Raw genomic sequence first — 24,744 nt, forward strand, 5'->3', positions numbered from 1 at the left:
CTGTATGTCGATTCTACCGGCCGCCCCCGGGCTCTCTTTTGTCTCACCATCCGAACCCGCGCTCACCCCGCCCGGCGGATGGTCCATACTTGCCGCATGCACAAGCTCCCGACCTTCCTCTTTACCTATGGCACCGGCCCGTCCGGCTGCCATGGTCGTGCTGCTTGAGCCACTCACAGCGACTTCCCAGGCGCCCCGGGCCGACAAGGCCCGGGGCGCCTTGCGTTTTCCCGGCCACGTCGCCACCCGGGGTTCCCGATCCCTCCAAGGAGCCCCGTCATGACCGCTCTCGACACCACCGCCATCGCCACCGAGAAGACCGGCGCCCGCACCGACGAGGCCGCCCACGTGATCACGAACGCGCGTGAGCGCATCGACGCCCTCGACGACCGGATCATCGGCCTCATCCAGGAACGGATGGCCGTCTCGGCCGTCATCCAGGAGGCCCGGATCTCCTCCGGCGGCCGGCGCGTGAACCTGGCGCGCGAGATGGAGGTGCTCGCCCACTACCGGGACGCGCTGGGCAAGCCGGGTACGTCGCTGGCGATGACGATGCTGGAGCTGTGCCGGGGCCGCATCTGAGTTCGGTCCGGTCTCACCCGTACGGCGCGTGACCGCAGCCGCGCGGGCTTCGTTGGTCCCGTTGTCCGTGCCAGCCAGGCGCGGCCCCGAGAAAACCACGCGTGGCTCCGCTGGGGCGTGTGGCGTACCCGTGGGTACGTCGTGGGACCTCGCCCCAGCGTGCGTGACCGGACGGCAGGGGACAGCAGCCCGGTCACCCGAAAGGGCGGTCGGCTCCGGGGACGCCCGGAGCCGGCCGCATCGGCCGGAACCTTTGCGCCCGCCCCGGCCGTCCAGCGGATGCGGAACGACTCACCACACCGTCCCCGCGCCCTCGCGCAAGGGCGCGGCGCCCGGGCGGCCGTCCGGCCCCCACGACCGCACACCCGCCCCACCTGCCACCCGAGCGGCGCACCCCCGGCGCCGCGCCCCGCGGCACCGGCGCCGCCCCGACGCCGGTGCTGACGGCCAAGGGCCCCGCGGAACGCGTCCGCGGGGCCCTTGCTCTGCACCGCCGGACAGCGCCGTCGGACCGCGCGGTCGGTCAGCGCGGTCGGTCAGCGCGGTCGGTCAGCGCCCGCGCGGAGGAACAGGCGCTCGTCGGGACGTTCCCCCGGCCTTTCGGGCGGGATTTCGCCACTGAGTGGCCTCCGGGCCACTCCCCCGCTCGGCCCGGTCGCCGGCAGACCCACGGTGGTGGAGCCGAGAGCGGGCCGGCCCATGTGACGCAGCACACAACAACTCTCGGCCATTTTCCGTGCAACCAAACCGCGAGGTCGTAGGTCATGCATGCGAAACAACGGCCCCACCCGTGACACCCCCACCTCGGGAGGCCCTCGCACCCGTGCCGCCAGCCGCGGCACGCCAAGACCTGAGGTCTCTGAATGAAGCTTCGCCGCGCCATGGCAGTCGCCGCCGCGACCGCTGTCATCGCCCCTGCCGCCTTCCTGGCGGCTCCGGCCGCGTACGCGACGGACGGCACGACCAGCACGACGACCTCCTCCGGCACGACCGGTGAGCAGGACCCGGCGGCCGGCACGACGGACCCGGGCACCACCGAGCCCGACACGACGGACCCGGCCACCGAGACGGACACGGACACGGCCGAGGGGACCGAGCCGGCGGACGACACCAAGCCGGCCGAGGACACCAAGCCCGCCGAGGACACCAAGCCGGCCGAGAAGCCCGCCGAAGACACCAAGCCGGCCGAGAAGCCCGCCGAGGACGCCAAGCCCGGCGAGTCCGAGGATGAGGAAGACCTCGGCGAGGAGTTCTCCTGCGAGGAGGCCTCCATCAAGGTCTCCCTCGGCGGGTTCCCGAACAAGATCGTCGCGGGCAGCGGCTGGAAGAACTTCACGTTCAACGTGGAGAACACCGGCAAGAACAGCATCGAGAACGTCGAGGTCTTCGCCGCCGCGGCGTACGACGGCGGCAACGGTCAGCCGAGCGAGGACGACACGCTCCTCTCCAAGCACGCGCACTTCGAGTACAAGGACCCCGAGTCCGGCGAGTGGGTCAACGACTTCGCCGGCTCCGGCTTCAACAACGGGATGTTCTACGGCAACGTCAGCCTCGAGGCCGACGAGACGGCCACCATCGAGCTCCGTGTGAAGATCGACAAGGCGGCGCCCGCGGGTGACGGCCTGGCGATCGCCGTCGGCAGCTACGACAACGGTGCCGAGGACGAGACGTACAAGTGCTTCGAGACCGGCGAGCTCTACACCTTCAAGGTCATCGCGGCCGGCAAGAACCCGGGTGAGGTCGAGGACTCCAAGCCGACCGGTGACAAGCCGCAGGCGGACCTGAAGCCGCAGGGCGACGTCAAGCCGGTCCCCGTCACGGGCAACCTCGCCGAGACCGGTTCCAACTCGATGCTGCCGACCATCGGTATCGCCGGTGGTATCGCCATCGTCGCCGGTGCCGGTGTCGTCTTCGCGCTGAAGCGCCGTAACAGCGGTGCCGCCGCGTAACGCGTAGTACGCGACACAAGGACAAGAGAGGCGCTGCACTCGGAGGGGGGTGCAGCGCCTCTCTCATGTCCCGGTCCCCCGGGCGGTCACTTCTTCGTCCCCCGGGCGGTCACTTCTTCGGCGGGACCTGCGGCATGCCCAGGAAGGGCAGCCTCAGTGCGCCGAAGGCGTCCGCCGGGACCGCCGGGGACTTGGGTTCGACGGGGGCGAGGCGCTCGTAGGCGGATCCCTGCCGGGGGCGCGGGTCGGTGTCGCCCTTGTTGGGCCAGAAGGACATGGCGCGTTCCGCCTGGGCGGTGATCGTGAGCGAGGGGTTCACGCCGAGGTTGGCGGAGACGGCGGCGCCGTCCACGACCGAGATGCCCGGGTGGCCGTAGAGGCGGTGGTACGGGTCGATGACGCCGTCGTCGGCGGTGGCGCCGATGACGCAGCCGCCGAGGAAGTGGGCGGTCAGCGGGGTGCCCATGAGTTCGCCGACGTTGGAGCCGGCGAAGCCGTTGATCTCCTCGGCGACGAGGGTCGCCGCCCGGGTGCCCTCCGCTATCTGCTTGGGGTTGGGCGCCCCGTGGCCCTGGCGGGCGGTGAGCAGGCCCTTGCCGAGGCCGCCCGGCTTGCGGAAGGTGGTCAGGGAGTTGTCCAGGGACTGCATGACGAGGCCGATGATCGTCCGCTCCGACCAGCGGCGGTTGGACAGGGACCGCAGGGTCAGCCAGGGGTGGCGGGCGACGTTGCCGAGCCAGGCCGTGACGCGCCGGTCGGCGTAGGGGACCTGGAGGATGGACAGGGAGCCCATCGCGTTGGAGCCCTTGCCGTAGCGGACGGGTTCTATGTGGGTGTTCTCGTCGGGATGGATCGACGAGGTGATCGCCACGCCCCGGGTGAAGTCGGCCCGCCGGTGACCGTGGCGCTTGCGGTAGCGGCGGTCGGTGGTCTGGGAGCCGACCAGTGCCTCGGAGTTGGTGCGGGTCAGTTCGCCGAGGCGGGCGGACACGCGCGGGAGGAGCCCGCGGTCCTTCATGGTGTGCAGCAGGGTCTGGGTGCCGTACGTGCCCGCCGCGACCACGACGTACCTGGCACGCAGGGAGCGGGGGGTGGCCTTGCGGCGGCGGTGCGTGGGCACGGTGGAGACCAGGTAACCGGCGCCGGACGGGTCGTCGGTGATCGCGGTGACCGTGGTCATGGGGTGGATGACGGCCCCGGCCTTCTCGGCGAGGTGGAGGTAGTTCTCGTTGAGGGTGTTCTTCGCGCCGTGCCGGCAGCCGGTCATGCACTCGCCGCACTCGGTGCAGGCGCGCCGGGACGGGCCGGCGCCGCCGAAGTACGGGTCCGCGACGTCGGCGCCGGGCCGCGCGCCGGCTTTCGCGGCAGGCGCCGCCCCGGCCCCGCCGGCCCCGCCGGCCCCGCCGTCGCTCGCCCGGTCCGAACCGGCCCCGCCGTCGCTCGCCCCGTCCTCGCCGACCGCGTCCTTGCCGTCGCCGAAGAAGACGCCGACCGGGGCGAGATGGAAGGTGTGGCCGACGCCCATGGCCTCGGCGGCCGCCTTCAGGTGGATGTCCGAGGGCGTCATGGTCGGGTTGAGCCGGACGCCCAGCATGCGCTTGGCCTGGTCGTAGTACGGGGCCAGTTCGGCCTGCCAGTCGGTGATGGACGCCCACTGCTTGTCCCGGAAGAACGGCTCGGGCGGTACGTACAGGGTGTTGGCGTAGTTGAGTGAGCCGCCGCCGACACCGGCGCCCGCCAGGACCATGACGTTGCCCAGCAGATGGATGCGCTGGATGCCGAACAGCCCCAGGGCGGGTGCCCACAGGTAGTTGCGCAGGTCCCAGGAGTTCTTCGGGAGCGTCTCGCGGGTGAAGCGGCGGCCGGCTTCGAGGACGCCGACCCGGTAGCCCTTCTCGGTCAGCCGCAGGGCCGAGACCGCGCCGCCGAAGCCCGAGCCGACGACGATGACGTCGTAGTCGTACGCGGTGTCGGAGCCTTCCTGATTCTGGGCAGGGGGGACCTGGGGCATGGGCTCTCCTCATACCGAAAAGGGGGAAATCGGGCGGGCGGTGGGGGCCGTGGCGGCGGCTCAGCGGAAGCGCAGCGCCTTCATCACCCGCAGGCTGGTGGTCATGAACGCCGCGTACTTCTCGTCGTCCATGCCGAACGCCGGGGCGAGCGGGAGGATTCGCTGCTGGGCGACCGTCTGGGCCTCGGTGTACTTGAGGATGCCCTCGGAGCCGTGCCGGCGGCCGAGGCCGGAGTCCTTCATGCCGCCCATCGGCGACTGGACGCTGCCGTAGGCCGGGGCGTACCCCTCGTTGATGTTGACGGTGCCGGTGCGGAGCCTGGCGGCGACGGCGTGGCCGCGCCGGCCGTCCTCGGTCCAGACGCTGGAGTTGAGGCCGTAGGCGGTGGCGTTGGCCTGTTCGATGACGTCGTCCTCGTCCTTGAACCGGTAGATCGAGACGACGGGGCCGAAGGTCTCCTCGCCGCACACCGCCATCGGCGCCTCGACGCCGTCGAGGATGGTCGGCTCGTAGAAGAGGGGCCCGATGTCGGGACGGGCGACACCGCCGGCGACGAGGGTGGCGCCCTTGGCGACGGCCTCGTCGACATGGCGCCGCACGGTCTCCAGCTGCCGCTCGCCGACCAGGGAGCCCATGTCGGCGCCGTAGGCGAGGGACGTGCCGAGGCGCATCGCCCTGGTGCGGGCGGCGAAGCGCTCGATGAAGTCGTCGGCGACGGACTCGTGGACGTAGAGCCGCTCGATGGAGATGCAGAGTTGGCCGGCGGAGGAGAAGCACGCACGGACGGCACCGGCGGCGGCCTTCTCCACGTCGGCGTCGTGGAGGACGAGCATGGCGTTCTTGCCGCCGAGTTCGAGGGAGACGCCGACGAGGCGGGCCGCGGCGCCCTGGGCGACCTCGCGGCCGGTGCGGGTCGAGCCGGTGAAGGAGACGTAGTCGGCGTGCTTGACGACCTCGGGTCCGACGACCGGGCCGTCGCCGAGCACGACCTGGAAGACATCGGCGGGCAGGCCGGCCTCTATCAGCAGGTCACGGGCCCAGAGGGCGGTCAGCGCGGTCTCGGTGTCGGGCTTCATGACGACCGCGTTGCCCGCGACGAAGGCGGGCAGCGCGTCACCGACGGACAGCTCCAGCGGATAGTTCCAGGGGGCGATCTGGCCGATGACACCGCGCGGCTGACGCAGCTCGGTGACCTTGGTGAGGGTGGGTACGACACCGGTGTGCCGCTTCGGCTTGAGATAGGCGGCGGCCCGGCGGCCGTAGTGGCGGGCGGCGACGGCGACCGCCTGGACCTCCTCGTGGGCGTGGAGCCGGGCCTTCCCGGTCTCCAGCTGGATGAGGTCGAGGATCTCGGCCTGGCGCTCCAGGACCAGGTCGTGGAAGCGCAGCAGCACCGCGGCGCGGGCCCGGACGGGCGTCGCGGCCCACACGGGCTGGGCGGCGCGGGCGCGCGCGAACGCCTCGGCGACGTCCTCCGGGGTGGATTCGGGCAGCTCCGCCAGTACCTCCCCGGTGAACGGGGTGTGGTTGGCGGTCCGGCCGGAGCCGACGACGCCTCGCGTGAGCTGGGCGACGACCTCCGGTGTGACGACGTCGGCGGCGGTGCGCGCACCGGCCGGTGCGGGGGCGATCGGGTTCGTACCGAGGGATGTGCCGAGGGGGGCGGCGGTGGCCTGCGAGTCCGTCATGGGGGCGAGGGTATGCGCAAAGGGACCCGTCCGGTACCCACCGGTAACACCTTTTCACCGGCCGCTCACACCACGCCAGTGTTCACTGGCAAGGAAGCCCTGATCAGGCGCTATCCGGGCCTTTCGGCACCCGGTGAGGATCCCGTCACAGCCCCTGGAAGGTGAGCCACTTCGTGACGTCCGCGTACAGCGCCTCGCCGTCCCGGACGCCCTTGCCCTCCGCCGGCATGGACACCCGCAGCCGCCAGTACACGTTCTTGTCCTGGGTGACGTAGCGCTCGTGCCAGCGGTAGCGGATCGGGTCCTCCGAGGTCGAGCTGTACGGGGTGTAGTCGACGACCGTCTCGGCCGCGGCCCTGCCCTGGTGCTGCACCTTCCGGGTGTCCACGTCCGCGTCCTTGATCTCGGTGCCGCTAACGCCGCCCTTCTCGTAGTGGGCCGCCCAGGCCTCGGCGGTCGGTTCGAGGCTCTCCTGGTTCTTGGACCGGTCGACCTGCTCCAGGTACACGACGAAGATGCCGCTCGGGTCGTAGTACGTGACGCTGCTGCCGTTGTCGCCCTCGACCCGCTCGTACTCCTTGGGGACGGCGACCTCCGCCGAGACGACCTCGTTCTCCGGCCGCACGATCCAGTCGGCGGGCAGCTCCTCGGCCGCGAACGGGTTGGCGAGGACCAGCACGAGGGTGATCGCCACGGCGAGCACCCCGCTCAGCAGCCCGTACTGCGCCTTGCGGTTGCCCTGGAGGACCGGCGGCACCCAGGCGCTGCCCCGGCCGCCGCCCGTCACGGCCCGGGTCGCGTCGAGCGGCCACTGCGGCTGCGGCGGCCGGGCCACCGCCTCCAGGACGGCGCGGATCTCGGCCGCCTCCGGCCGGGCCGCCGGGTCCTTGCGCAGCAGTTGCATCACCAGCGTGCCGAACGCGCCGGAGCCACGGGCGGGGAGCTGCGGCTCGGCCGACAGCACGGCCTGGAGGGTGGCGGGGGTGTTGGAGCGGCGGTACGGCGACATGCCCTCGACCGCGGCGTACAGCACGACACCGAGCGACCACAGGTCGGACTCCGGGCCGGGGCGCTGCCCCAGCACCCGCTCGGGCGCGATGAACTCGGGCGAGCCGACGAAGGCTCCGGTCTCGGTCAGCCCCTGTTCGCCCTCCACCTGCGCGATGCCGAAATCGGTCAGGACGACCCGGTCTCCGCGGCCGAGCAGGACGTTGTCCGGCTTGACGTCCCGGTGCAGCACACCGGCCTCGTGGGCGGCCGCCAGCGCGCCGAGCACGGCGAGGCCGATCCGGGCGGCCTCGCGCGGGTCGAGCGTGCCTTCCCGCAGCCGGTCGGCGAGCGACTGGCCGCGCACCAGCTCCATCACGATCCAGGGCTTGCCGTCCTGGACGACGACGTCGTGCATGGTGACGACGGACGGGTGGTCGATGCGTGCGGCGGCGCGCGCCTCGCGCTGCATGCGCAGATAGAGGTTGGCCCGCTCCCGCTCGTCGACGTGGTCGGGCACGCGGGGCTCCTTGACCGCGACCTCGCGGTCGACGACCTCGTCGTGGGCGCGCCAGACCGTGCCCATGCCGCCGTGGCCGAGGCGGGCGATCAGGCGGTACCGGCCGCCGACGACGGCCTGCGGGCCCGGTGGTGTCGCGGTCGGGGGCGCCGCGGTGCGCGGCGCCGGCGGCTGCAGGCCGTAGCTGGTGGGCTCGTTCGCCCGTCCCCCGTTGTTCGTCATGTTCACATCCTGGCAGATGCGTGAGGGGCCCTTGGGGTGACGGCCGTCCCGTGGTCAGCGGCCCGCCGTGAAGGAGTCGAGAACGGTGTCGAAGTGGCGTTTCACCTCGTCGAGCCGGGCGGCCGGGCCGGAGACCCACACGTCGTACATCCGGCCTCCCTCGTCCCAGCAGATGTCGAACGTGTGCCGGGGGCCCTCGCGTCCGGAGAAGCCGTTCCAGGTGAATTCCCAGAGCGCGGCGGGCAGTCCGTTGTACGTGGTGGGGGTGACCCGGGCGTCGCGGTAGCCGGGGTGGGTGTCCGGTCCGTTGGCGTGGGCGAGGCGCATCACGCCGAGCGGCCCGCCGGCGACCGTCTTCTGGATGCGGACCCCGATCCGGAACATCCTGTCGGGCGACATGTAGTAGACGCGCTTGTCGTCGAAGGAGCGGACGTAGCCCTCGGGGACGCTGAGCGAGAAGCCGTCCGGGTCGGTGACGGAGCGGTAGCCGTCGGGGACACGGCCGTCGGAACTGCCGCCCCCGGCACCGGCGGTGAGGCTCGCGCCGGGACCGGGCCCCGTGGTGGAGCCGGGGCCGGGGCTCGCGGTCGGGCCCGGGCCGGTCCCCGCGCCGGGACTCGCGCTCGGGCCCGAGGCGGTGACGGTCGCCCGCTCGGCCGGCGGGCCGCCGCCCCTGTCGCCGTCGTCCCACAGCAGCAGCGCGCCCGCCGCGCCCGCCCCGGCGAGGGCGGCCAGCAGCACCGCCGCCACCAGCGGTGTACGTGCCCGGTGACGGCGGACGGGATCGCGGACCCCGGCGACGTACACGGGCGTCATGCCCGTCGTGACGTACGAGCGCAGCAGCCGCTCCGCCTCCTCCGCGCCGATCCTGCGCCGCGGGTCGCGCTCCAGCAGTCCGCGGACCAGCGGCAGCAGCGGCCCGGCCGCCGCGGGCGGTCTGACCTCCTCCTCGACGACGGCGTGCAGCACCCCGCCCAGCGAGTCGCGGTGGAAGGGCGACTGGCCGGTCACCACCGCGCACAGCAGCGCGCCCAGTGACCACAGGTCGGTCTCCGGGCCGGCCTGCGCGCCCTGCATCCGCTCCGGCGCGGTGTACTCGGGCGAGCCGACGAACATCCCCGTCTCGGTGATGGTCGTGGAGCCGGCGAGCTGCGCGATGCCGAAGTCGGTGAGGACGACCCGGCCGGTGCCCTCCTCCAGCAGGACGTTGGCCGGCTTGAGGTCGCGGTGCAGCACGCCCAGCGCGTGGGCGGCGCGCAGGGCGGCCAGCAGGGCCAGTCCGATGCGCGCGGCCTCGGCCGTGCCGACCGGTCCCCGGGCCGCGATCCGCTGGGCGAGCGAGACGCCTTCGACGAGCTCCATCACGATGTACGGGACGCCGTCCTCCTCCACGACGTCATGGACGCAGATGACGTGCGGGTGGTGGACCCGGGCGACGGCCCGCGCCTCGCGCAGCGTGGAGTGGGTGGCCGTGCCCGCGTCGACGTGGAGTTCCTTGACGGCGACGCGGCGGCCGAGCAGCTCGTCGTACGCGCGCCAGACGGTGCCCATGCCGCCCCGGCCGAGCCGGGCCTCCAGCCGGTAGCGCCCCGCGATCCGCCGCGGCTGCCCCGGTGTTGCGTGCGGTTCCTGCGGTCCGACGGACACGGCACATCCCCTCTGCTCGCGCCGAGGTCACTCCTCGGCGGGACGCCAGCCGCGCAGCACGGTGTCGAACTGTTCCCGCGTGGTCTGCCAGTCGGCCGCGGGAGACGACATGAACAGCGCGTACTCGGTTCCGTCATCCGTGAAGTACACCTGGTCGACGGCGTGCCGCTTGCCCGCGTTCTCGTTCTTCTCGACCCAGGTGAACTCCCACAGACAGGATTCCAGTTGATCACGGAACGTATTCGTGCGCAGCTGCTTCCGCTGATACTGGGGGAGTCGCTTCTTCAGCCCCTTCTCGATGTCCTCCATGTGGCGGCACGGGGTCTCGAAGTCCGGTGAGCGGTCGAGGCTGATCCGCAGGAGGTGGCGGCCGTTGTCCGGGGTGTAGTCGATCTGCCCGTTCTCCACCCGCCGCTTCCAGCCGTCGGGGACGAGCAGGCTGAAACCCTCCGGGTCCTCGACCCGCTGCCAGCCGGCCGGTACGGCGCCGGGGGAATCGGTGCCGGAGGAGCCCGTGCCGGAGGAGTCGGTGCCGCCGGAGGCGGACCCGCCGCTGGCGGCGCTGTCCGCCTCGGCGTTGCGGTCGGCGTACGTCTTGACCGCGAGGGCCGCACCACCGCCGACGACGGCGGCGATGACGGCGGCGAGGAGCAGCCTGCGCGAACGGGCGGGGCGTGGACGGTCCTCGGGGCCCCGGACGTCACGGCTCGCGGTGTCACGGCGCGTCATGTCGCGGCGCGTGCTGTCACGACCCCCGGTGTCGCCGCCCGCCGCGTCCCGCCGGGACGTGCTCCCGGCCTCCGCGTCCGCCGCCGTACGGGAGTCCGCCGTGCCACCGCCTGCTTCGGACTCGGTGAGCCGCGCCGTCACGGCGGTCAGTTCGTCGCCGCGCACACGCTGGGTCGGTACGTAGGCCTGGGCGGCGTCCGGAGTCCGGCCCTCCATGGCCTCCAGCAGCATGCGTTCGGTCTCGGCGGCGTTCGGCCGGTCCGCCGGGTCCTTGCGCAGCAGCGCGGTGATGACCGGCGCGAGGGCACCGGCGTGCCGGGGCGGCGGCGGTTCCTCGGTCACCACGGCCTGCATCGTGCTGATCGGTGACGTGCGGCGGAAGGGCGAGGTGCCCTCGACGGCCGTGTACAGCGTCGCGCCCAGCGACCACAGGTCGGAGGCGGGCCCCGGGTCACCGCCCCGGACCCGCTCGGGCGCCAGGTAGTCGATGGAGCCGACCAGTTCGCCGGTCCTGGTGATGGTCGAGTCGCCCTCGATGGCGGCGATCCCGAAGTCGGTGATCAGCACCCGGCCGTCGCGGGCGAGGAGGACGTTCCCGGGCTTGACGTCCCGGTGCAGTACCCCCGCGGCGTGCGCCGCCCGCAGCGCGCCCAGCACGTGCAGGCCGATCCGAGCGGCCTCCCGGGCGTCGATGCGGCGGTCGTCGGCCTCCTTGGCCGCGTCCGCCAGCGAGGGCCCGTCGACGTACTGCATGACGATCCACGGCCGGTCGTCGTGCTCCAGCACGTCGTGGACGGTGACGACGCCGGGATGGGAGATCCGGGCGGCGGCCCGCGCCTCCTTCTGCGTCCGGGCGTGGAGGACGACCCGGTCCGCCTCGGAGACGTACTGGCCCGCCGTCAGTTCCTTGACGGCGACGGTACGGTGCAGCACCTCGTCGTGGGCGCGCCAGACCTTGCCCATACCGCCGCGGCCGATGGTCTCGCTCAGCCGGTAGCGCCCGGCCAATACCAGACCCGCGCCCATGTCCGAAAAGTGTTCCACTTGTCCCCGCCTGTTCTTCGCCAGGCCAGAGTACGGAGGGTTCACGCGGGCCATAACCGTGGGGTTGCCACGCAATTCTCAGCGGGTGGTTCGGTATGCCTTGACTGCTTGTTGGTAGATCTCCGTCACCTTGTCCCGCTGCCCGTCCGGCCCGATGACCTGGATGACGTGGTAGCGGTCGCCGACGATGAGGGCCAAGTTTCGGACATACACTTCACGCCCGTTGCTGTCCTGCCAGGTGAACTGCCCCTCCGCCATGATCTGTCGCCCGACGTCGATACGGCGCATTCCGGTCTCGGTGGCCCAGGACGAGTCCCGCCACGGCTGCAGCTCGCGTTCCCTGGTGCGCTGGTACTCCATCGGGTCACCGCCGTTGTCCCGCACCGAGTCCCGGCCGGGGACCACGATCAGCGTGTAGTCGCCACCGGTGTAACGGACCTGGCCCACGTCGTTGATGGGGCTGCGCCGCCACTTCCTGTCGACGCCGACGTGGAAGCCCTCGGGGTCCTCGCGCACCGTGTACCCGGCGGCGAGTGCGGACGCGCCGGGCGTGACCGCGTTGGTCGAGGGGGCCTGCGGGCCCGGAGTGGGCTGCTGCTGCCCTCCGTCGGGCGTCAGGGACGGCGTCGGCTGCCGGGTCGCCGGTGGCCGGCCCTGCTGCTGCGGTCCCTGCCCGCGGTCCTGGGGCTCCGCCTCGGGCATGAACAGCACGGCGTACGCCACGGCGGCCGCCAGTCCGAGCAGTATGGCGATCAGCAGGATGCGCCCGAGGGCCCGGGGGCCGCGGGTGCGGGCGGGTGCCGGGGTGCGGGGAGCGCCGGACGTGCGGCCCCGCGGGGGCCGGGTCTTCCGGTGGCGGTGGCGGCCGTGCGCGGAAGCCGCCGCGCCACCACGCCGCTTGCGCACCAGCTCGCCCCGCCGGCGCACGATGGGCAGCCGGGTGTCGTCGACGGACGGCATGGCCACGACGTCCGTGCCCGCGTCGGGCTCGGGCGCGGACCTTATGAGCGAACGCAGCCAGCCGCGCAGCTCCTCGACATCCGGCCGCTCCGTCGGGTCCTGGCGCAGCAGGGACTCGACGACGGGGCGCAGCGGGCCGCATTCCTCGGCGAACGCGGGCGGTTCGGCGCACACCAGCTGGACCAGCTCGGCGGCGCTCTCCTCCGGGTAGGGGGCGTGGCCCTGGACTGCGCGGTAGAGCAGCGCGCCCAGCGCCCACAGGTCGGTGGCCGGCCCGATGGGCGGGGCCAGCTGCCAGTTCTCGTGGACCGGTCCGGCCTGCTCGGGCGCCCACCGCTCGGTGACGGCGCCGACGACGGCGATCCTTGCCTGGCGGGCGCGCTCGGCCGCGAGGGGAGTGGCCGGGCCGCGGTAGGCGGGGGGCCGGCCGCTCGCCACGATGTCGTCCCACCGACCGCCTGCCGGGGCCGGCTCGGGGATCCGCGCCTGGCGCTGGGAGTCCGCCCGCAGGGCGTCCTTGGCGCCGTACGGCGAGACGGCGCCGTACGGCGACGTGCCGCCGCCCGCCGAGAGGGGGCGGCCTTCGGGGCCGGAGCCGGGGCCGTCGTGCCAGGAGCCGGTCAGCAGGGCGCGCCGCGGGCCTTCGCCGGTTCCCCCGTCGTGCCCACCGCCGCCGTGGGTGTCCCCGTCGTGATCGTCGTGGTCGTCGTCATCGTCGTCGTCCATGTGCCCCGCGTGCGACCACCACTGCGGAGCGCCGGCCTCGCGCGGAGGTGGCAGCGGAGAGACGGCCGGACCGGCGTCAGCCGCCTCGTGGGCGCGGGCCGCGGCCCGCGCGCCCGCCCGGTAGGCGGCGATGGCACCCGCGCGTGCGCCACGCACGTCGGCCGCGGGCGGTTCGGCAGGTCCGCTGCCGTACGGCTCGATCGCCGAGGGCCCCTGGGGCAGCGCCGGCGGGGCGGCGCCGGGTGGGGTTCCCGTTCCGCCCGGCGCGGGGTCGGGCGCGGTGTGCCCGTCCTCGTACGCGTACGGGTCGTCGTCGTCCGAGTCGGGCTCCGGCACCGGCGCGTATCCGCACAGGGCCTCCTCGGCGGCGCCGGCCGCGAGTCCGGTCAGCACGACTCGGCCGTCGTCACAGACGAGCACGGTTCGGACGGTGATGTTCCGGTGGGTCCAGCCGTGGACGTGCAGCGCGCGCAGGGCGGTGAGCACGTCCGAGCCGATCTCGGCCGCGCGGTACGGGCTCAGGGGCTGCTCGGCGAGGAGCGCGGCGAGGGGGCGGGCCGCGACGAGCTCACTCACTATCCACAGCGAGCCGGCCTCCGCGAAGACGTCGAAGACCTGGTCGAGCCGGGGGTGGTCGGGGATCTGCGCGGCGGCCTGGGCGGCCTCGACGGCGCGCCGCACCGCGGGGTCGGTGGGCCGCCGGGTCGTGCGGCCGGGCGGCCTGCGCGGCTGTCCGTACCCGCCGGTCGGCCCCGGGATGCCGTCGGCGTCGAGCACCTCCGCGTCCACGACCTCCGGCAGCGGCAACTGCCGCACCAGGACTTCCTGGCCGCTGTAGGTGTCGAAGGCGCGTGTCTCGACGAGTTCGTACTCGTCGGAGGGCGGCAGCGGCAGGCGGTAACGGTCCGCGAGCACCCTTCCCGCGTACTCCTCCACGACGCCTCCCCACGAGCGCGCTGTCCCCCCGGCCCCGCGGAACGTACGGAACCGTCAAATCCGGTCCGTAACCGCGCAGTTACCCACCCAACCCGGCTGCGTACGGTCCGCGAGCTCTCACGATACGTGGCTCTGTTCAGTCCTTGGGGCTGAATGTCGCGAACGCCGTCTCCCGCAGCGTCTTGCACGCCGAGGCGTTCCACTCACTGGACACACAGGTGACCATGATCGAGTAGCCGTGGCCTGCGTCGACCTTGAAGCCCCTGTTGAGGACCCATACCCGCTTGCCGTTCTGATTGCGCTCGAACTGCCAGTCGGCGACCGTCGGGTACCCCTTGTACTCCACCGCCTTGATGCCGTGGTGCGTGTACCCGCTGCTGCTGGCGGCCACGGCCGTCAACGCGGCCGTCCAGGCAGCGGCGGCGTCGTCCTTGGGGCTGGCGTTGAAGTCGACCTGCACGCGCGGGAAGGCACCCTCGGAGACGTTGAAGATCCCGCCCGAGTTCTGTCCCGCTACGCCGGTCATCCGGAAGTTCGCCGGCATCGCCATGGTGAACTTGAACCGGTCGTTGCTGAACAGCTTGTACCCGGCCGGCAGTACGGTGCCGCCACCCGGCGCCCCGGACGGCTTCCCGCCGGTGACGCCGCCCTGCTGAGCACCCTGGCCGCCGGTGCCGGGCTGGGTGCCGCCCGGCTCCTGCTCCTTGCCCTGCTCGCCGTCGGGCTTCCCGCCCGTCCCGCCACCGCTTCCGCCGGAGGCCGCGGACCCCGCAGAGCCCGCGGTGGCCCCGGCCGAGGCGGCCGTACCGCCCGAGGGCTTGCCCTGGCCCTTGGTGCCCGGCTCGTCGCCACCACTCAGGGCGATGGCGAGGACCGTGCCGATCACGGCCAGCGCGACGACGATCGCGATGATCACCAGGGTGCGGCGCGGCACGACGTCGGTGAGCGGTGCCCGCGCCGGCGCCTGCGGTCCGGACCGCTCGGCGGGCTTGGGCCGGGGCCCGGGCTCCGCCTTGGCGGACGACGCCGCGTTCCGGACCGAGCGCAGCGCGCCGCGCATCCGCTCCGCGGCCGCGTCGGTGGCCTCCCTGGCCTTCTCCTTGCCCTCCCGGCCACGGTCCTGCTCGACGGGGACGGGCGGGACCGGCGGCATCGGCACGACCCGCGTGGCCTCCGGGGAGGGTTCCGCGACGGGCGCGGCGGGCCGGCCGGCCCCGTGGATCACATCCTTGAGCAGCGCCCGCGCGCCCGCGTCGTCGAGCCGCTTGGCGGGGTCCTTGTGCAGCAGGCCGTAGATGACCTCCTCCAGCGGACCCGCGTTCTTCGGCGGGTCCAGCTGCTCGGTCATGACGGCCGTCAGCGTCGCGATCGCCGAGCCCTTGTCGTACGGCGGGCAGCCCTCCACGCTCGCGTAGAGCAGTCCGCCCAGCGACCACATGTCCGCGGCCGGCCCCGGCTTGTGGCCGCGGGCGCGCTCCGGCGAGATGTAGGAGGGCGCGCCGACGAGCATGCCGGTCGAGGTGATGGACGGGTCGCCCTCCACCTGCGCGATGCCGAAGTCGGTGAGGACGACCCTGCCGTCCTCGGCGATCAGGACGTTGGACGGCTTCACGTCGCGGTGCAGGATGCCCTCGCGGTGCGCGGAGCGCAGGACGTCGAGGATGGCGAGGCCGACCTCGGCGGCGCGGTGCGGCGTGAGCACCCCGTCCTCACGGATGGCGTCCGCGAGGGACTTGCCCTCGATGAGCTCCATGACGATCCAGGGCCGGTCGTCCTCGTCGACCACGTCGTAGACCGTCACCGCGCTGTTGTTGCGGATCCGGGCGATCGCCTTGGCCTCGCGGAGGGTACGCGTGATGAGGCGGCGCTTCTCCTCCTCGTCGATGCTGTTGGGGAAGCGCAGCTCCTTGACGGCCACCGTGCGGCCGAGCGTCTCGTCGACGGCCCGCCAGACGGTGCCCATGCCGCCCCGGCCGAGCACCCCGCCGAGCCGGTACCGCCCGGCGAGCAACCGCCCTTCGGTGGTCACCGCCCCCCGGCCGGCCACAGCACCGCCCCTGGCCCCGGTACCCGGCTTGGCGTCCGCGGCCCCGGCCGGCTTGGCGTCCGAGACCGGCTTGGCGTCCGAGACCGGCTTGGCGTCCGAGACCGGCTTGGCGCCAGCGGCAGCGGCAGCGGCAGCGACCGACGCACCCGCGCCGGCACCACCCTTCACGCCCGCCCCCGACACGCCCGCCGCGGCCGGAGCAGCCGACCCCACAGCACCTTCCGTGCCCGCTCCCGCACCCGGCTCGGCGCCGACACCGCCCTTCGCCCCGGTACCGGCCTTGGCGTCCGCGTCGGGACGGGGGCCGCTCGCGGCGTCGGTCCGCGCCGAGTCCGCTCCGGAGCCGGCGCTCCGGGGGTCGCCCGGCTTACCGGATTCGCCGCCGGTGGCCGGCTCGGTGGCGTCGCCCTTCGGGGCGTCAGGCTCCTTGGCATCGGCCCGCTCCGGGGCCGGGGCGCCCGGCGCGTCCTTCGTGTCCCCCGGCTCGGAAGACCGCGCGGCGGGGACAGAACCATCGGTTCCGCCCTTCGCTTCCCGCTTCACATTCCGCTCGACGCCCGACTCCACGGCCGCACCCTCGCCCGTCTCGACACCCGACTTCGCCGTGTCCCGCTGAGGTTCCCGCGCCGCGTCCCGCGACTGCTCCGCTCCCGACATGCGTCCCCTCTGCGATCCCTGATCCTCGCCCGCGCCTGCCGCTTCCGCGCGATGCGGTAACCCGCCCTGGAAGAGCGTCCATTGTCTCTCACTCCGGGACCGGCGGTTCTCCCGGGTCCGACGTCCGCCAGGATGGGGCCGGAGGAAGGGACCCCACCATGCCACTGCTCCGGCCTCGGACCGCCGCTCCCCTGGTCATGACGCTGCTCGGGCTGGGCGTCGGCATCCTGTCCGGCGCGCCGTCCGAACCACCCGCCGCCGCACCCTCCTCCGCCGTGCTGTCGCGCCTCGTCTCCGAGGGCCGGGCCCCCGCCGCCGCGCTGCTCTCCACCTCACCGGCCGCCCCCCGCTTCCGGACGACGGGGCCGGGCATCCACCGCGCCGACCACTTCCGGGCCGGCAGCATCACCAAGACCTTCGTCGCCACGATCGTCCTCCAGCTGGCCGGCGAGCGGCGGTTGAGCCTCGACGATCCCGTCGCGCGTCACCTCCCGGGAATCCTTCCCGGCCCGCCGGACCGTCACCTGACCCTGCGCACCCTGCTGACCCACACCAGCGGACTGCCCGACTTCACCGGCCAGGACGCCGAGCCCGGCCATCCCGCGCGGGACGCCGCCCGGGCGGCGCTGGCCCGCCCACCGGGCCCCGTCGGCACGTACGCGTACTCCAACACCAACTACGTCCTGCTCGGCCTGGTCGTCGAAGAGGTCACCGGCCGCCCGTACGCGGCCGAGGCCCGCCGCCGCATCATCACCCCCCTGCGACTGACCGGAACCTCCTTTCCCGGCTCCGTCGCCACCCTGCCCGCCCCGCACGGCCGCGCCTACGACGCGGAAGGCCACGACGTCACGGTCATCGACCCGCGCACCGCGGGTGCGGCGGGCGAGCTGATCAGCACGCTCGACGATCTGAACCGGTTCTACGCCGCTCTCCTGAGCGGCCGTCTCCTCTCCCCGCCCCAGCTGCGCGAGCTCCTCGACACGCGTGCCGCGCACGGCGCCTACGGCATGGCCGTCTACCCGAGCCGACTGTCCTGCGGGCGCACGGTGTGGGGCCACAACGGGCACATCACGGGCAGCTATGTACGGACCGCCACCACCCCCAATGGCCGACACACCGTCACTTTCCGTATCAACACGGACAACCTTGCCGACGGCGCCGTGGACAGGCTCGAATCGGCACTCCTCGAAGCCGAGTTCTGCCGCTAGGGCGTGTTGCGAAAGCCCCGTCCGGCCGGGGGCCCCGCCCTCCGGGCGGACGACGCCGCTTTCGAAACCCGCACCCTAGATCGGCACGATGTCCGGGGCGCCGAGCCGTGCCGCGTCCGCCGTCAGGTCGTCCGGCTGGAGCTGGGACTCGCGCTCCGCCTCCACCCGCTTCTCGTAGTGCTCGACCTCCTTGTCCATGTGGCTCGCGTCCCAGCCGAGCACCGGCGCCATCAGCTCCGCGCACTCCCTGGCGCTGCGCGTGCCCCGGTCGAACGTTTCGATCGAGATCCTGGTCCGCCGGGTCAGCACGTCGTCGAGGTGCCGGGCGCCTTCGTGCGACGCGGCGTAGACGACCTCGGCCCGCAGGTAGTCGTCGGCCGCGGCCAGCGGCTCGCCGAGCGAGGGGTCGGCGGCGATCAGCTCCAGCAGTTCCTCCACGAGCGAGCCGTACCGGTTCAACAGGTGCTCCACGCGGACGACGTGAAGACCTGTCCGGGCCGCGATGCGCGCCCGCGCGTTCCACAGCGCGCGATACCCCTCGGCGCCCAGCAGCGGCACGTCCTCGGTGACGCAGGCCGCCACCCGCGTGTCGAGGCCGTGGACCGCCTCGTCGACCGCGTCCTTGGCCATCACCCGGTAGGTGGTGTACTTGCCGCCGGCCACCACGACCAGTCCGGGTACCGGATGGGCGACCGTGTGTTCCCGTGACAGCTTGCTGGTCGCGTCGGACTCGCCCGCCAGCAGCGGCCGCAGACCCGCGTACACGCCCTGGACGTCGTCCCGGGTGAGGGGGACGGCCAGCACGCTGTTGACGTGTTCCAGCAGGTAGTCGATGTCGGCGCTGGACGCCGCCGGGTGGGCCTTGTCCAGGTCCCAGTCGGTGTCCGTGGTGCCGACGATCCAGTGCCGCCCCCAGGGGATGACGAACAGCACCGACTTCTCGGTCCGCAGGATCAATCCGGTGGTCGAGTGGATCCGGTCCTTGGGCACGACCAGGTGGATGCCCTTCGAGGCCCGCACATGGAACTGCCCGCGCTCCCCGATCAGCGCCTGTGTGTCGTCCGTCCACACTCCGGTCGCGTTGACGACCTGTTTGGCCCGGACCTCGTACTCACCGCCCGCCTCCACGTCCTGCACCCGGGCACCGACCACGCGCTCGCCCTCGCGCAGGAAACCGATGACCCGCGCCCTGCTCGCGGCGAGTGTGCCGTAGCTCGCGGCGGTCCGCACGAGCGTCGCCACATAGCGCGCGTCGTCCATCTGCGCGTCGTAGTACTGCAGGGCGCCGACGAGCGCGTCCTTCCTGAGCGCGGGCGCCACCCGCAGGGCCTGGCGCCGCGACAGATGGCGGTGCACGGGCAGCCCGCGCCCGTGGCCCGACGAGACGGACATCGCGTCATAGAGCGCGACGCCCGATCCCGCGTAGAGCCTCTCCCAGCCCTTGTGCTGCAGCGGATAGAGGAACGGCACGGGCTTGACCAGGTGCGGGGCCAGCCGCTCAAGGAGCAGTCCGCGCTCCTTGAGCGCTTCGCGCACGAGGGCGAAGTCCAGCATCTCCAGATAGCGGAGCCCTCCGTGGATGAGCTTGCTGGAGCGGCTCGACGTCCCCGAGGCCCAGTCACGCGCCTCCACCAGACCGGTGGCCAGTCCCCGTGTCGCCGCGTCGAGGGCGGTACCGGCACCGACCACGCCGGCACCGACCACCAACACGTCCAGCTCACGTTCGGCCATGGCCGCCAGCGCCTCGGCGCGCTCGGCGGGTCCCAGTGTCGCTGTCCTCACCGCTGCCTCCCGTCATCCCCCGTGTGGTCGGGCTCACAGACTCGATTCTGTCCCCGTGCCACGACTTCAGCCACCGCCTGTGGACAACACTCGGGCGTCCATAGCCTTGCAATGCCGCATAACGGTCATATTTACGCCTAGTCTGACATTGCGCCCCGCTCGTTCTGCCCACAGGACTTGCGGAACTCGTCCCCTCCGGCTACTGGGAAGGACGGCCCACGACCCATGCCCGCAGACCTCGCCGTCATCGGCCTCGGCCAGCTCGGACTGCCCCTGGCCCAGGCCGCCACGGCCGCCGGGATCGGCACCGTCGGCTACGACACCGATCCCCGCCCCGTGAGGGAACTGGCCGCCGGACGCACCCCGGCCGACGGCTCCCTCACCGCCTCCGAAACCCGCCGGATGCTCTCGGGGGGCTTCCGGCCCACCACCGACCCGGCCGAACTGGGCCGGGTCCGCACCGCCGTCATCTGCTCGCCCACACCACTCGGCGCCGACCGCACGCCGGACCTCACGGCGCTCGCCGACGCGGCCCGGACCCTGTCCGCACGGCTGCGCCCCAACACCACCGTCGTGCTCGAATCGCCCGTACACCCCGGCACCACCGAGGACTTCCTGCGCCCCCTGCTCGAAGAGGGCTCCGGCCTGCGGGCCGGCCGGGACTTCCACCTCGCCCACTCCCCCTGCCGCCTCGACCCGGGCAACCGCACCCACCCCTACGCCCACACCCCCAAGGTCATCGGGGGCCTGACCCCCGCCTGCACCGAGGCGGCCGCCGCCTTCTACGGCCGCCTCACCGACAAGGTCGTACGGGCCCGGGGGCCGCGTGAGGCCGAGACCGTCAAACTGCTGGAGACCAACTTCAGGCACGTCAACATCGCCCTGGTCAACGAGATGGCCGTGCTCTGCCACGACCTCGGCGTCGACCTGTGGGACGTCATCCGGTGCGCCGAGACCAAGCCCTTCGGCTTCCAGGCCTTCCGCCCCGGCCCCGGTGTCGGCGGCCACGGCGTCCCCGTCGACACCATCGGCAGCCACCGTCCGCTGCGGCTGGTCGAGCTGGCGAGCCAGGTCAATGAGCGCATGCCGCAGTACGTCATCCAGCGCTGCGCCACCCTGCTCAACGAACACGGCAAGTCCGTGCGGGGCGCGCGCGTGCTGCTGCTCGGCGTCACCTACAAGCCGGACCTGCCCGACCAGGAGGCCTCCCCCGCCACCGAGATCGCCCGCCGATTGATGGACATGGGCGCGGTGGTCAGCTACCACGACCCGTACGTCGCCGACTGGCGCGTCCGTGACCTGCCCGTTCCCCGCGCGGACTCCCTCTACGAAGCGGCGGCCGGAGCCGACCTCACGGTGCTGCTCCAGCACCACCGCACCTACGACCTGCAGGGGTTGGCGGTGAAGGCGCAACTCCTCCTGGACACCCGCGGGGCGACCCCGGCCGGAGCCGCGCACCGGCTCTGAACAACAGCTCCAGGAAATCCCCCATCGGATTGTCGTATCGGCCTGCTAGTCTCCGGGCCGCTACTTCACACGGAACTTATCCGTGCACAAGCACGGCATAACCGTGCATTCTCCCAGGGGGATTCCTCAGCATGAGCCAGCCCGTACCGCCGTCCGGCAACCCGTTCGCCGGCGACCCCGCCGCCCAGTACCCCGCGCCCCCGGCGCCGGCGCCCGCGCGCAACAACATCGCCCTCGGCCTGGTGGCCGCGCTCGTCGCGGCCCTCGTCGCCGCCGGCGCGTACGGCGCCATCGGTGGTGCCATCGAGCGCGAGATCGGCTACGCCGCGATCGGTGTCGGCTTCCTGGTCGGCTTCGCCGCCGCCAAGGTCGGCGGGCGCAACCCCGCTCTCCCGGTCGTCGCGGCCGTCTTCTCGGCCGGTGCGGTGTACCTCGGCCAGCTGATCGCCATCTCGGTCATCCTCGGCAAGCTCGGCGGCGGCTCCGCCACCGAGATCTTCTTCGAGGACTTCGGTGCCCTGACCGACGTGTGGAAGGAAGCCGCGGACGCCATGACGTACGTCTTCCTCGCCATCGGCGCGATCACCGCCTTCGCGGGCGCCAAGAAGGCCAACGCCTGACACAGCTGCTGAACAGCGGCCGCAGCGGCGTGACGCCGGCACCGCAAGGACATGACGAGGGGCCCGCACCGTCCGGTGCGGGCCCCTCGTCATGTCCTTGCGGAACGCGGTCAGCGCTTGTGCTGCGCGTCCGCCACCGTCACCTCGACGCGCTGGAACTCCTTGAGCTCGCTGTAGCCCGTCGTCGCCATCGCCCGGCGCAGCGCACCGAAGAAGTTCATCGACCCGTCCGGCGAGTGCGAGGGGCCCGTCAGGATCTCCTCGGTCGTACCGACGATGCCCAGGTCGACCAGCTTGCCGCGCGGCACGTCCTCGTGGACGGCCTCCATGCCCCAGTGGTGGCCCTTTCCGGGTGCGTCGGTCGCGCGGGCCAGCGGGGAGCCGATCATCACCGAGTCGGCGCCGCACGCGATCGCCTTCGGCAGGTCGCCGGACCAGCCGACACCGCCGTCCGCGATGACGTGCACGTAACGGCCGCCGGACTCGTCCATGTAGTCCCGGCGGGCGGCCGCGACATCGGCCACCGCCGTGGCCATCGGGACCTGGATGCCCAGCACGTTGCGGGTGGTGTGCGCGGCGCCGCCGCCGAAGCCGACGAGCACGCCCGCCGCGCCCGTGCGCATCAGGTGCAGGGCCGCGGTGTAGGTCGCGCAGCCGCCGACGATGACCGGCACGTCCAGCTCGTAGATGAACTGCTTCAGGTTCAGCGGCTCGGCGGCGCCGGAGACGTGCTCGGCCGAGACGGTCGTGCCTCGGATGACGAAGATGTCGACGCCGGCGTCCACCACGGCCTTGGAGAACTGCGCGGTGCGCTGCGGGGAGAGCGCGGCGGCGGTCACCACGCCCGAGTCGCGCACCTCCTTGATGCGCTGCCCGATCAGCTCCTCCTTGATCGGAGCGGCGTAGATCTCCTGCAGACGGCGGGTCGCGGTCGCCTCGTCCAGCTCGGCGATCTCGTCGAGCAGCGGCTGCGGGTCCTCGTACCGGGTCCACAGGCCCTCGAGGTTCAGCACGCCGAGGCCGCCCAGCTGACCGATACGGATCGCGGTCTGCGGGGAGACCACCGAGTCCATGGGGGCGGCCAGGAACGGCAGCTCGAACCGGTAGGCGTCGATCTGCCAGGCGATCGAGACCTCCTTCGGGTCCCGGGTGCGCCGGCTCGGTACGACGGCGATGTCGTCGAACGCGTACGCCCTGCGGCCGCGCTTGCCGCGCCCGATCTCGATCTCAGTCACGATGTGTGGCCTTTCCCTCTACGTCTGCGCCTACCAGTATCGCCGACACACGCGTGCGGGGCGGCTCGGGCCACATGCCGGAGCCGCCCCGCACGCGTGTGTGCGGTGCCTGTCGCTACTTCCTGCTGTAGTTCGGCGCCTCGACGGTCATCTGGATGTCGTGCGGGTGGCTCTCCTTGAGGCCGGCCGACGTGATCCGGACGAAGCGGCCGCGCTCCTGGAGCTCCGGAACGGTCCGGCCGCCGACGTAGAACATCGACTGGCGCAGGCCGCCGACCAGCTGGTGGACGACCGCGGAGAGCGGGCCGCGGAAGGGCACCTGGCCCTCGATGCCCTCGGGGACGATCTTCTCGTCGGAGGCGACGCCCTCCTGGAAGTACCGGTCCTTGGAGAAGGAGCGCTGCTCGCCGCGGGACTGCATGGCCCCCAGGGAGCCCATGCCGCGGTACGACTTGAACTGCTTGCCGTTGATGAACATCAGCTCACCCGGCGACTCCTCGCAGCCCGCGAGCAGCGAGCCGAGCATCACCGTGTCGGCACCGGCGACCAGGGCCTTGGCGATGTCTCCGGAGTACTGCAGGCCACCGTCGCCGATGACCGGGACGCCGGCCGCCTTGGCGGCGAGGGAGGCTTCGTAGATGGCGGTGACCTGGGGGACGCCGATGCCGGCGACGACACGCGTCGTGCAGATCGAGCCGGGTCCGACGCCTACCTTGATGCCGTCCACGCCGGAGTCGATCAGGGCCTGGGCGCCGTCGCGGGTGGCGACGTTGCCGCCGATGACGTCGACCGCGGAGTTCGACTTGATCTTGGCGACCATGTCGCCGACCAGCTTGGAGTGGCCGTGCGCGGTGTCGACGACGATGAAGTCGACGCCCGCCTCGATCAGCGCCTGGGCGCGCTCGAACGCGTCGCCCGCGACGCCGACGGCCGCGCCGACGAGCAGCCGGCCGTCCTTGTCCTTGGCGGCGTTCGGGTACTTCTCCGCCTTGACGAAGTCCTTGACGGTGATGAGGCCCTTGAGGATGCCGGAGTCGTCGACGAGCGGCAGCTTCTCGATCTTGTGGCGGCGCAGCAGCTCCATGGCGTCCACGCCGGAGATGCCGACCCTGCCGGTGACGAGCGGCATGGGGGTCATGACGTCCCGCACCTGCTGGCTGCGGTCGGTCTCGAAGGCCATGTCGCGGTTGGTGACGATCCCGAGGAGCTTGCCGGCCCGGTCGGTGACGGGGACGCCGCTGATGCGGAACTTCGCGCAGATGGCGTCGGCCTCGGCGAGCGTGGCGTCCGGGCCGACCGTGATCGGGTCGGTGACCATGCCGGACTCGGAGCGCTTGACCAGGTCGACCTGGTTGGCCTGGTCGGCGATGGAGAGGTTGCGGTGCAGGACACCCACGCCGCCCTGCCGGGCCATGGCGATGGCCATCCGGGACTCGGTGACCTTGTCCATGGCGGCGGACAGCAGCGGGATGTTCACCCGCACGTTCTTGGAGATGTACGAGGAAGTGTCGATCTGGTCGGGCGCCATGTCGGACGCGCCGGGCAGCAGCAGCACGTCGTCGTAGGTCAGCCCGAGTGTCGCGAATTTCTCGGGCACTCCGTCGACGTTGGCAGTCATGACACCTTCCCCAATGGCCTTGATCGGTGCGGATGTCCATGCTAACGGGCTGCGGCGGTGTCTCATTCCACGAGCAAGATCACCCACGAGATTTGTGTGTTCACACGT

15 protein-coding genes are annotated in these 24,744 nt (G+C 72.5%); 5 read left to right on the forward strand and 10 right to left on the reverse strand.

Annotation, left to right across the window (positions count from 1 at the left end; all coding sequences use genetic code 11):
* Window positions 1-279 precede the first annotated feature (279 nt).
* A complete protein-coding gene (locus ACY34K_RS03565; RefSeq protein ID WP_462743415.1) occupies window positions 280-582 on the forward strand; it encodes a chorismate mutase in 303 nt (100 codons plus the stop codon).
* A gap of 863 nt (window positions 583-1,445) precedes the next feature.
* Complete coding sequence (locus tag ACY34K_RS03570; protein WP_462743418.1) at window positions 1,446-2,531, forward strand: LPXTG cell wall anchor domain-containing protein; 1,086 nt, start codon at window positions 1,446-1,448, stop codon at window positions 2,529-2,531.
* Window positions 2,532-2,640: 109 nt separating this feature from the next.
* On the opposite strand, the gene ACY34K_RS03575 is transcribed toward ACY34K_RS03570, so the two are convergent.
* The 7 genes from ACY34K_RS03575 to ACY34K_RS03605 form a co-directional block, all read right to left on the reverse strand.
* Window positions 2,641-4,542 (reverse strand): GMC oxidoreductase, encoded by a 1,902-nt coding sequence (locus ACY34K_RS03575; RefSeq protein WP_462743421.1) that lies wholly within the window; start codon window positions 4,540-4,542, stop codon window positions 2,641-2,643.
* A gap of 60 nt (window positions 4,543-4,602) precedes the next feature.
* Window positions 4,603-6,231: a succinic semialdehyde dehydrogenase gene (locus ACY34K_RS03580; protein ID WP_462743424.1), complete on the reverse strand. Its 1,629-nt coding sequence runs from the start codon at window positions 6,229-6,231 to the stop codon at window positions 4,603-4,605.
* 145 nt (window positions 6,232-6,376) lie between these two features.
* A complete protein-coding gene (locus ACY34K_RS03585; RefSeq protein WP_462743427.1) occupies window positions 6,377-7,960 on the reverse strand; it encodes a serine/threonine-protein kinase in 1,584 nt (527 codons plus the stop codon).
* Between the two features lie 54 nt (window positions 7,961-8,014).
* Entirely contained in the window at window positions 8,015-9,607 is a 1,593-nt protein-coding gene (locus ACY34K_RS03590; protein WP_462743429.1) for a serine/threonine-protein kinase, read from the reverse strand.
* Window positions 9,608-9,634: 27 nt separating this feature from the next.
* Window positions 9,635-11,362, reverse strand: coding sequence for a serine/threonine-protein kinase (locus tag ACY34K_RS03595; protein WP_462743432.1), 1,728 nt, complete (start codon window positions 11,360-11,362; stop codon window positions 9,635-9,637).
* Between the two features lie 96 nt (window positions 11,363-11,458).
* A complete protein-coding gene (locus tag ACY34K_RS03600; protein ID WP_462743435.1) occupies window positions 11,459-14,002 on the reverse strand; it encodes a protein kinase in 2,544 nt (847 codons plus the stop codon).
* Between the two features lie 136 nt (window positions 14,003-14,138).
* Window positions 14,139-16,706 (reverse strand): serine/threonine-protein kinase, encoded by a 2,568-nt coding sequence (locus ACY34K_RS03605; protein WP_462743438.1) that lies wholly within the window; start codon window positions 16,704-16,706, stop codon window positions 14,139-14,141.
* Window positions 16,707-16,864: 158 nt separating this feature from the next.
* On the opposite strand from ACY34K_RS03605, the gene ACY34K_RS03610 reads away from it, so the two are divergent.
* Window positions 16,865-17,914: a serine hydrolase domain-containing protein gene (locus ACY34K_RS03610; RefSeq protein WP_462743441.1), complete on the forward strand. Its 1,050-nt coding sequence runs from the start codon at window positions 16,865-16,867 to the stop codon at window positions 17,912-17,914.
* Window positions 17,915-17,989: 75 nt separating this feature from the next.
* On the opposite strand, the gene ACY34K_RS03615 is transcribed toward ACY34K_RS03610, so the two are convergent.
* The gene (locus tag ACY34K_RS03615) at window positions 17,990-19,696 is read right to left on the reverse strand and encodes a glycerol-3-phosphate dehydrogenase/oxidase (RefSeq protein WP_462743444.1); all 1,707 of its coding nucleotides are present in this window, start codon (window positions 19,694-19,696) and stop codon (window positions 17,990-17,992) included.
* A gap of 225 nt (window positions 19,697-19,921) precedes the next feature.
* On the opposite strand from ACY34K_RS03615, the gene ACY34K_RS03620 reads away from it, so the two are divergent.
* On the forward strand, window positions 19,922-21,163 hold the full coding sequence (locus ACY34K_RS03620) for a nucleotide sugar dehydrogenase (protein WP_462743447.1): 1,242 nt from the start codon (window positions 19,922-19,924) through the stop codon (window positions 21,161-21,163).
* A 131-nt stretch (window positions 21,164-21,294) separates the two neighbouring features.
* Entirely contained in the window at window positions 21,295-21,783 is a 489-nt protein-coding gene (locus tag ACY34K_RS03625; protein WP_462743450.1) for a hypothetical protein, read from the forward strand.
* Between the two features lie 110 nt (window positions 21,784-21,893).
* Here ACY34K_RS03625 and ACY34K_RS03630 read toward each other — a convergent pair whose 3' ends face one another.
* Together ACY34K_RS03630 and guaB are read right to left on the reverse strand one after the other, a co-directional pair.
* On the reverse strand, window positions 21,894-23,018 hold the full coding sequence (locus ACY34K_RS03630) for a GuaB3 family IMP dehydrogenase-related protein (RefSeq protein ID WP_462743453.1): 1,125 nt from the start codon (window positions 23,016-23,018) through the stop codon (window positions 21,894-21,896).
* 115 nt (window positions 23,019-23,133) lie between these two features.
* On the reverse strand, window positions 23,134-24,636 hold the full coding sequence (gene guaB / locus ACY34K_RS03635) for an IMP dehydrogenase (RefSeq protein WP_462743456.1): 1,503 nt from the start codon (window positions 24,634-24,636) through the stop codon (window positions 23,134-23,136).
* Window positions 24,637-24,744: the final 108 nt, after the last annotated feature.

It is taken from the genome of Streptomyces sp. STAM6 (assembly GCF_054963715.1).

What these genes read in the sequence shown, in the direction of transcription:
- ACY34K_RS03565 (WP_462743415.1), top strand. Translation starts at nt 280, where the DNA reads ATGACCGCTCTCGACACCACCGCCATCGCCACCGAGAAGACCGGCGCC.
- ACY34K_RS03570 (WP_462743418.1), top strand. Translation starts at nt 1,446, where the DNA reads ATGAAGCTTCGCCGCGCCATGGCAGTCGCCGCCGCGACCGCTGTCATC.
- ACY34K_RS03575 (WP_462743421.1), bottom strand. Translation starts at nt 4,542, where the DNA reads ATGCCCCAGGTCCCCCCTGCCCAGAATCAGGAAGGCTCCGACACCGCG.
- ACY34K_RS03580 (WP_462743424.1), bottom strand. Translation starts at nt 6,231, where the DNA reads ATGACGGACTCGCAGGCCACCGCCGCCCCCCTCGGCACATCCCTCGGT.
- ACY34K_RS03585 (WP_462743427.1), bottom strand. Translation starts at nt 7,960, where the DNA reads ATGACGAACAACGGGGGACGGGCGAACGAGCCCACCAGCTACGGCCTG.
- ACY34K_RS03595 (WP_462743432.1), bottom strand. Translation starts at nt 11,362, where the DNA reads ATGGGCGCGGGTCTGGTATTGGCCGGGCGCTACCGGCTGAGCGAGACC.
- ACY34K_RS03605 (WP_462743438.1), bottom strand. Translation starts at nt 16,706, where the DNA reads ATGTCGGGAGCGGAGCAGTCGCGGGACGCGGCGCGGGAACCTCAGCGG.
- ACY34K_RS03610 (WP_462743441.1), top strand. Translation starts at nt 16,865, where the DNA reads ATGCCACTGCTCCGGCCTCGGACCGCCGCTCCCCTGGTCATGACGCTG.
- ACY34K_RS03620 (WP_462743447.1), top strand. Translation starts at nt 19,922, where the DNA reads ATGCCCGCAGACCTCGCCGTCATCGGCCTCGGCCAGCTCGGACTGCCC.
- ACY34K_RS03625 (WP_462743450.1), top strand. Translation starts at nt 21,295, where the DNA reads ATGAGCCAGCCCGTACCGCCGTCCGGCAACCCGTTCGCCGGCGACCCC.
- guaB (WP_462743456.1), bottom strand. Translation starts at nt 24,636, where the DNA reads ATGACTGCCAACGTCGACGGAGTGCCCGAGAAATTCGCGACACTCGGG.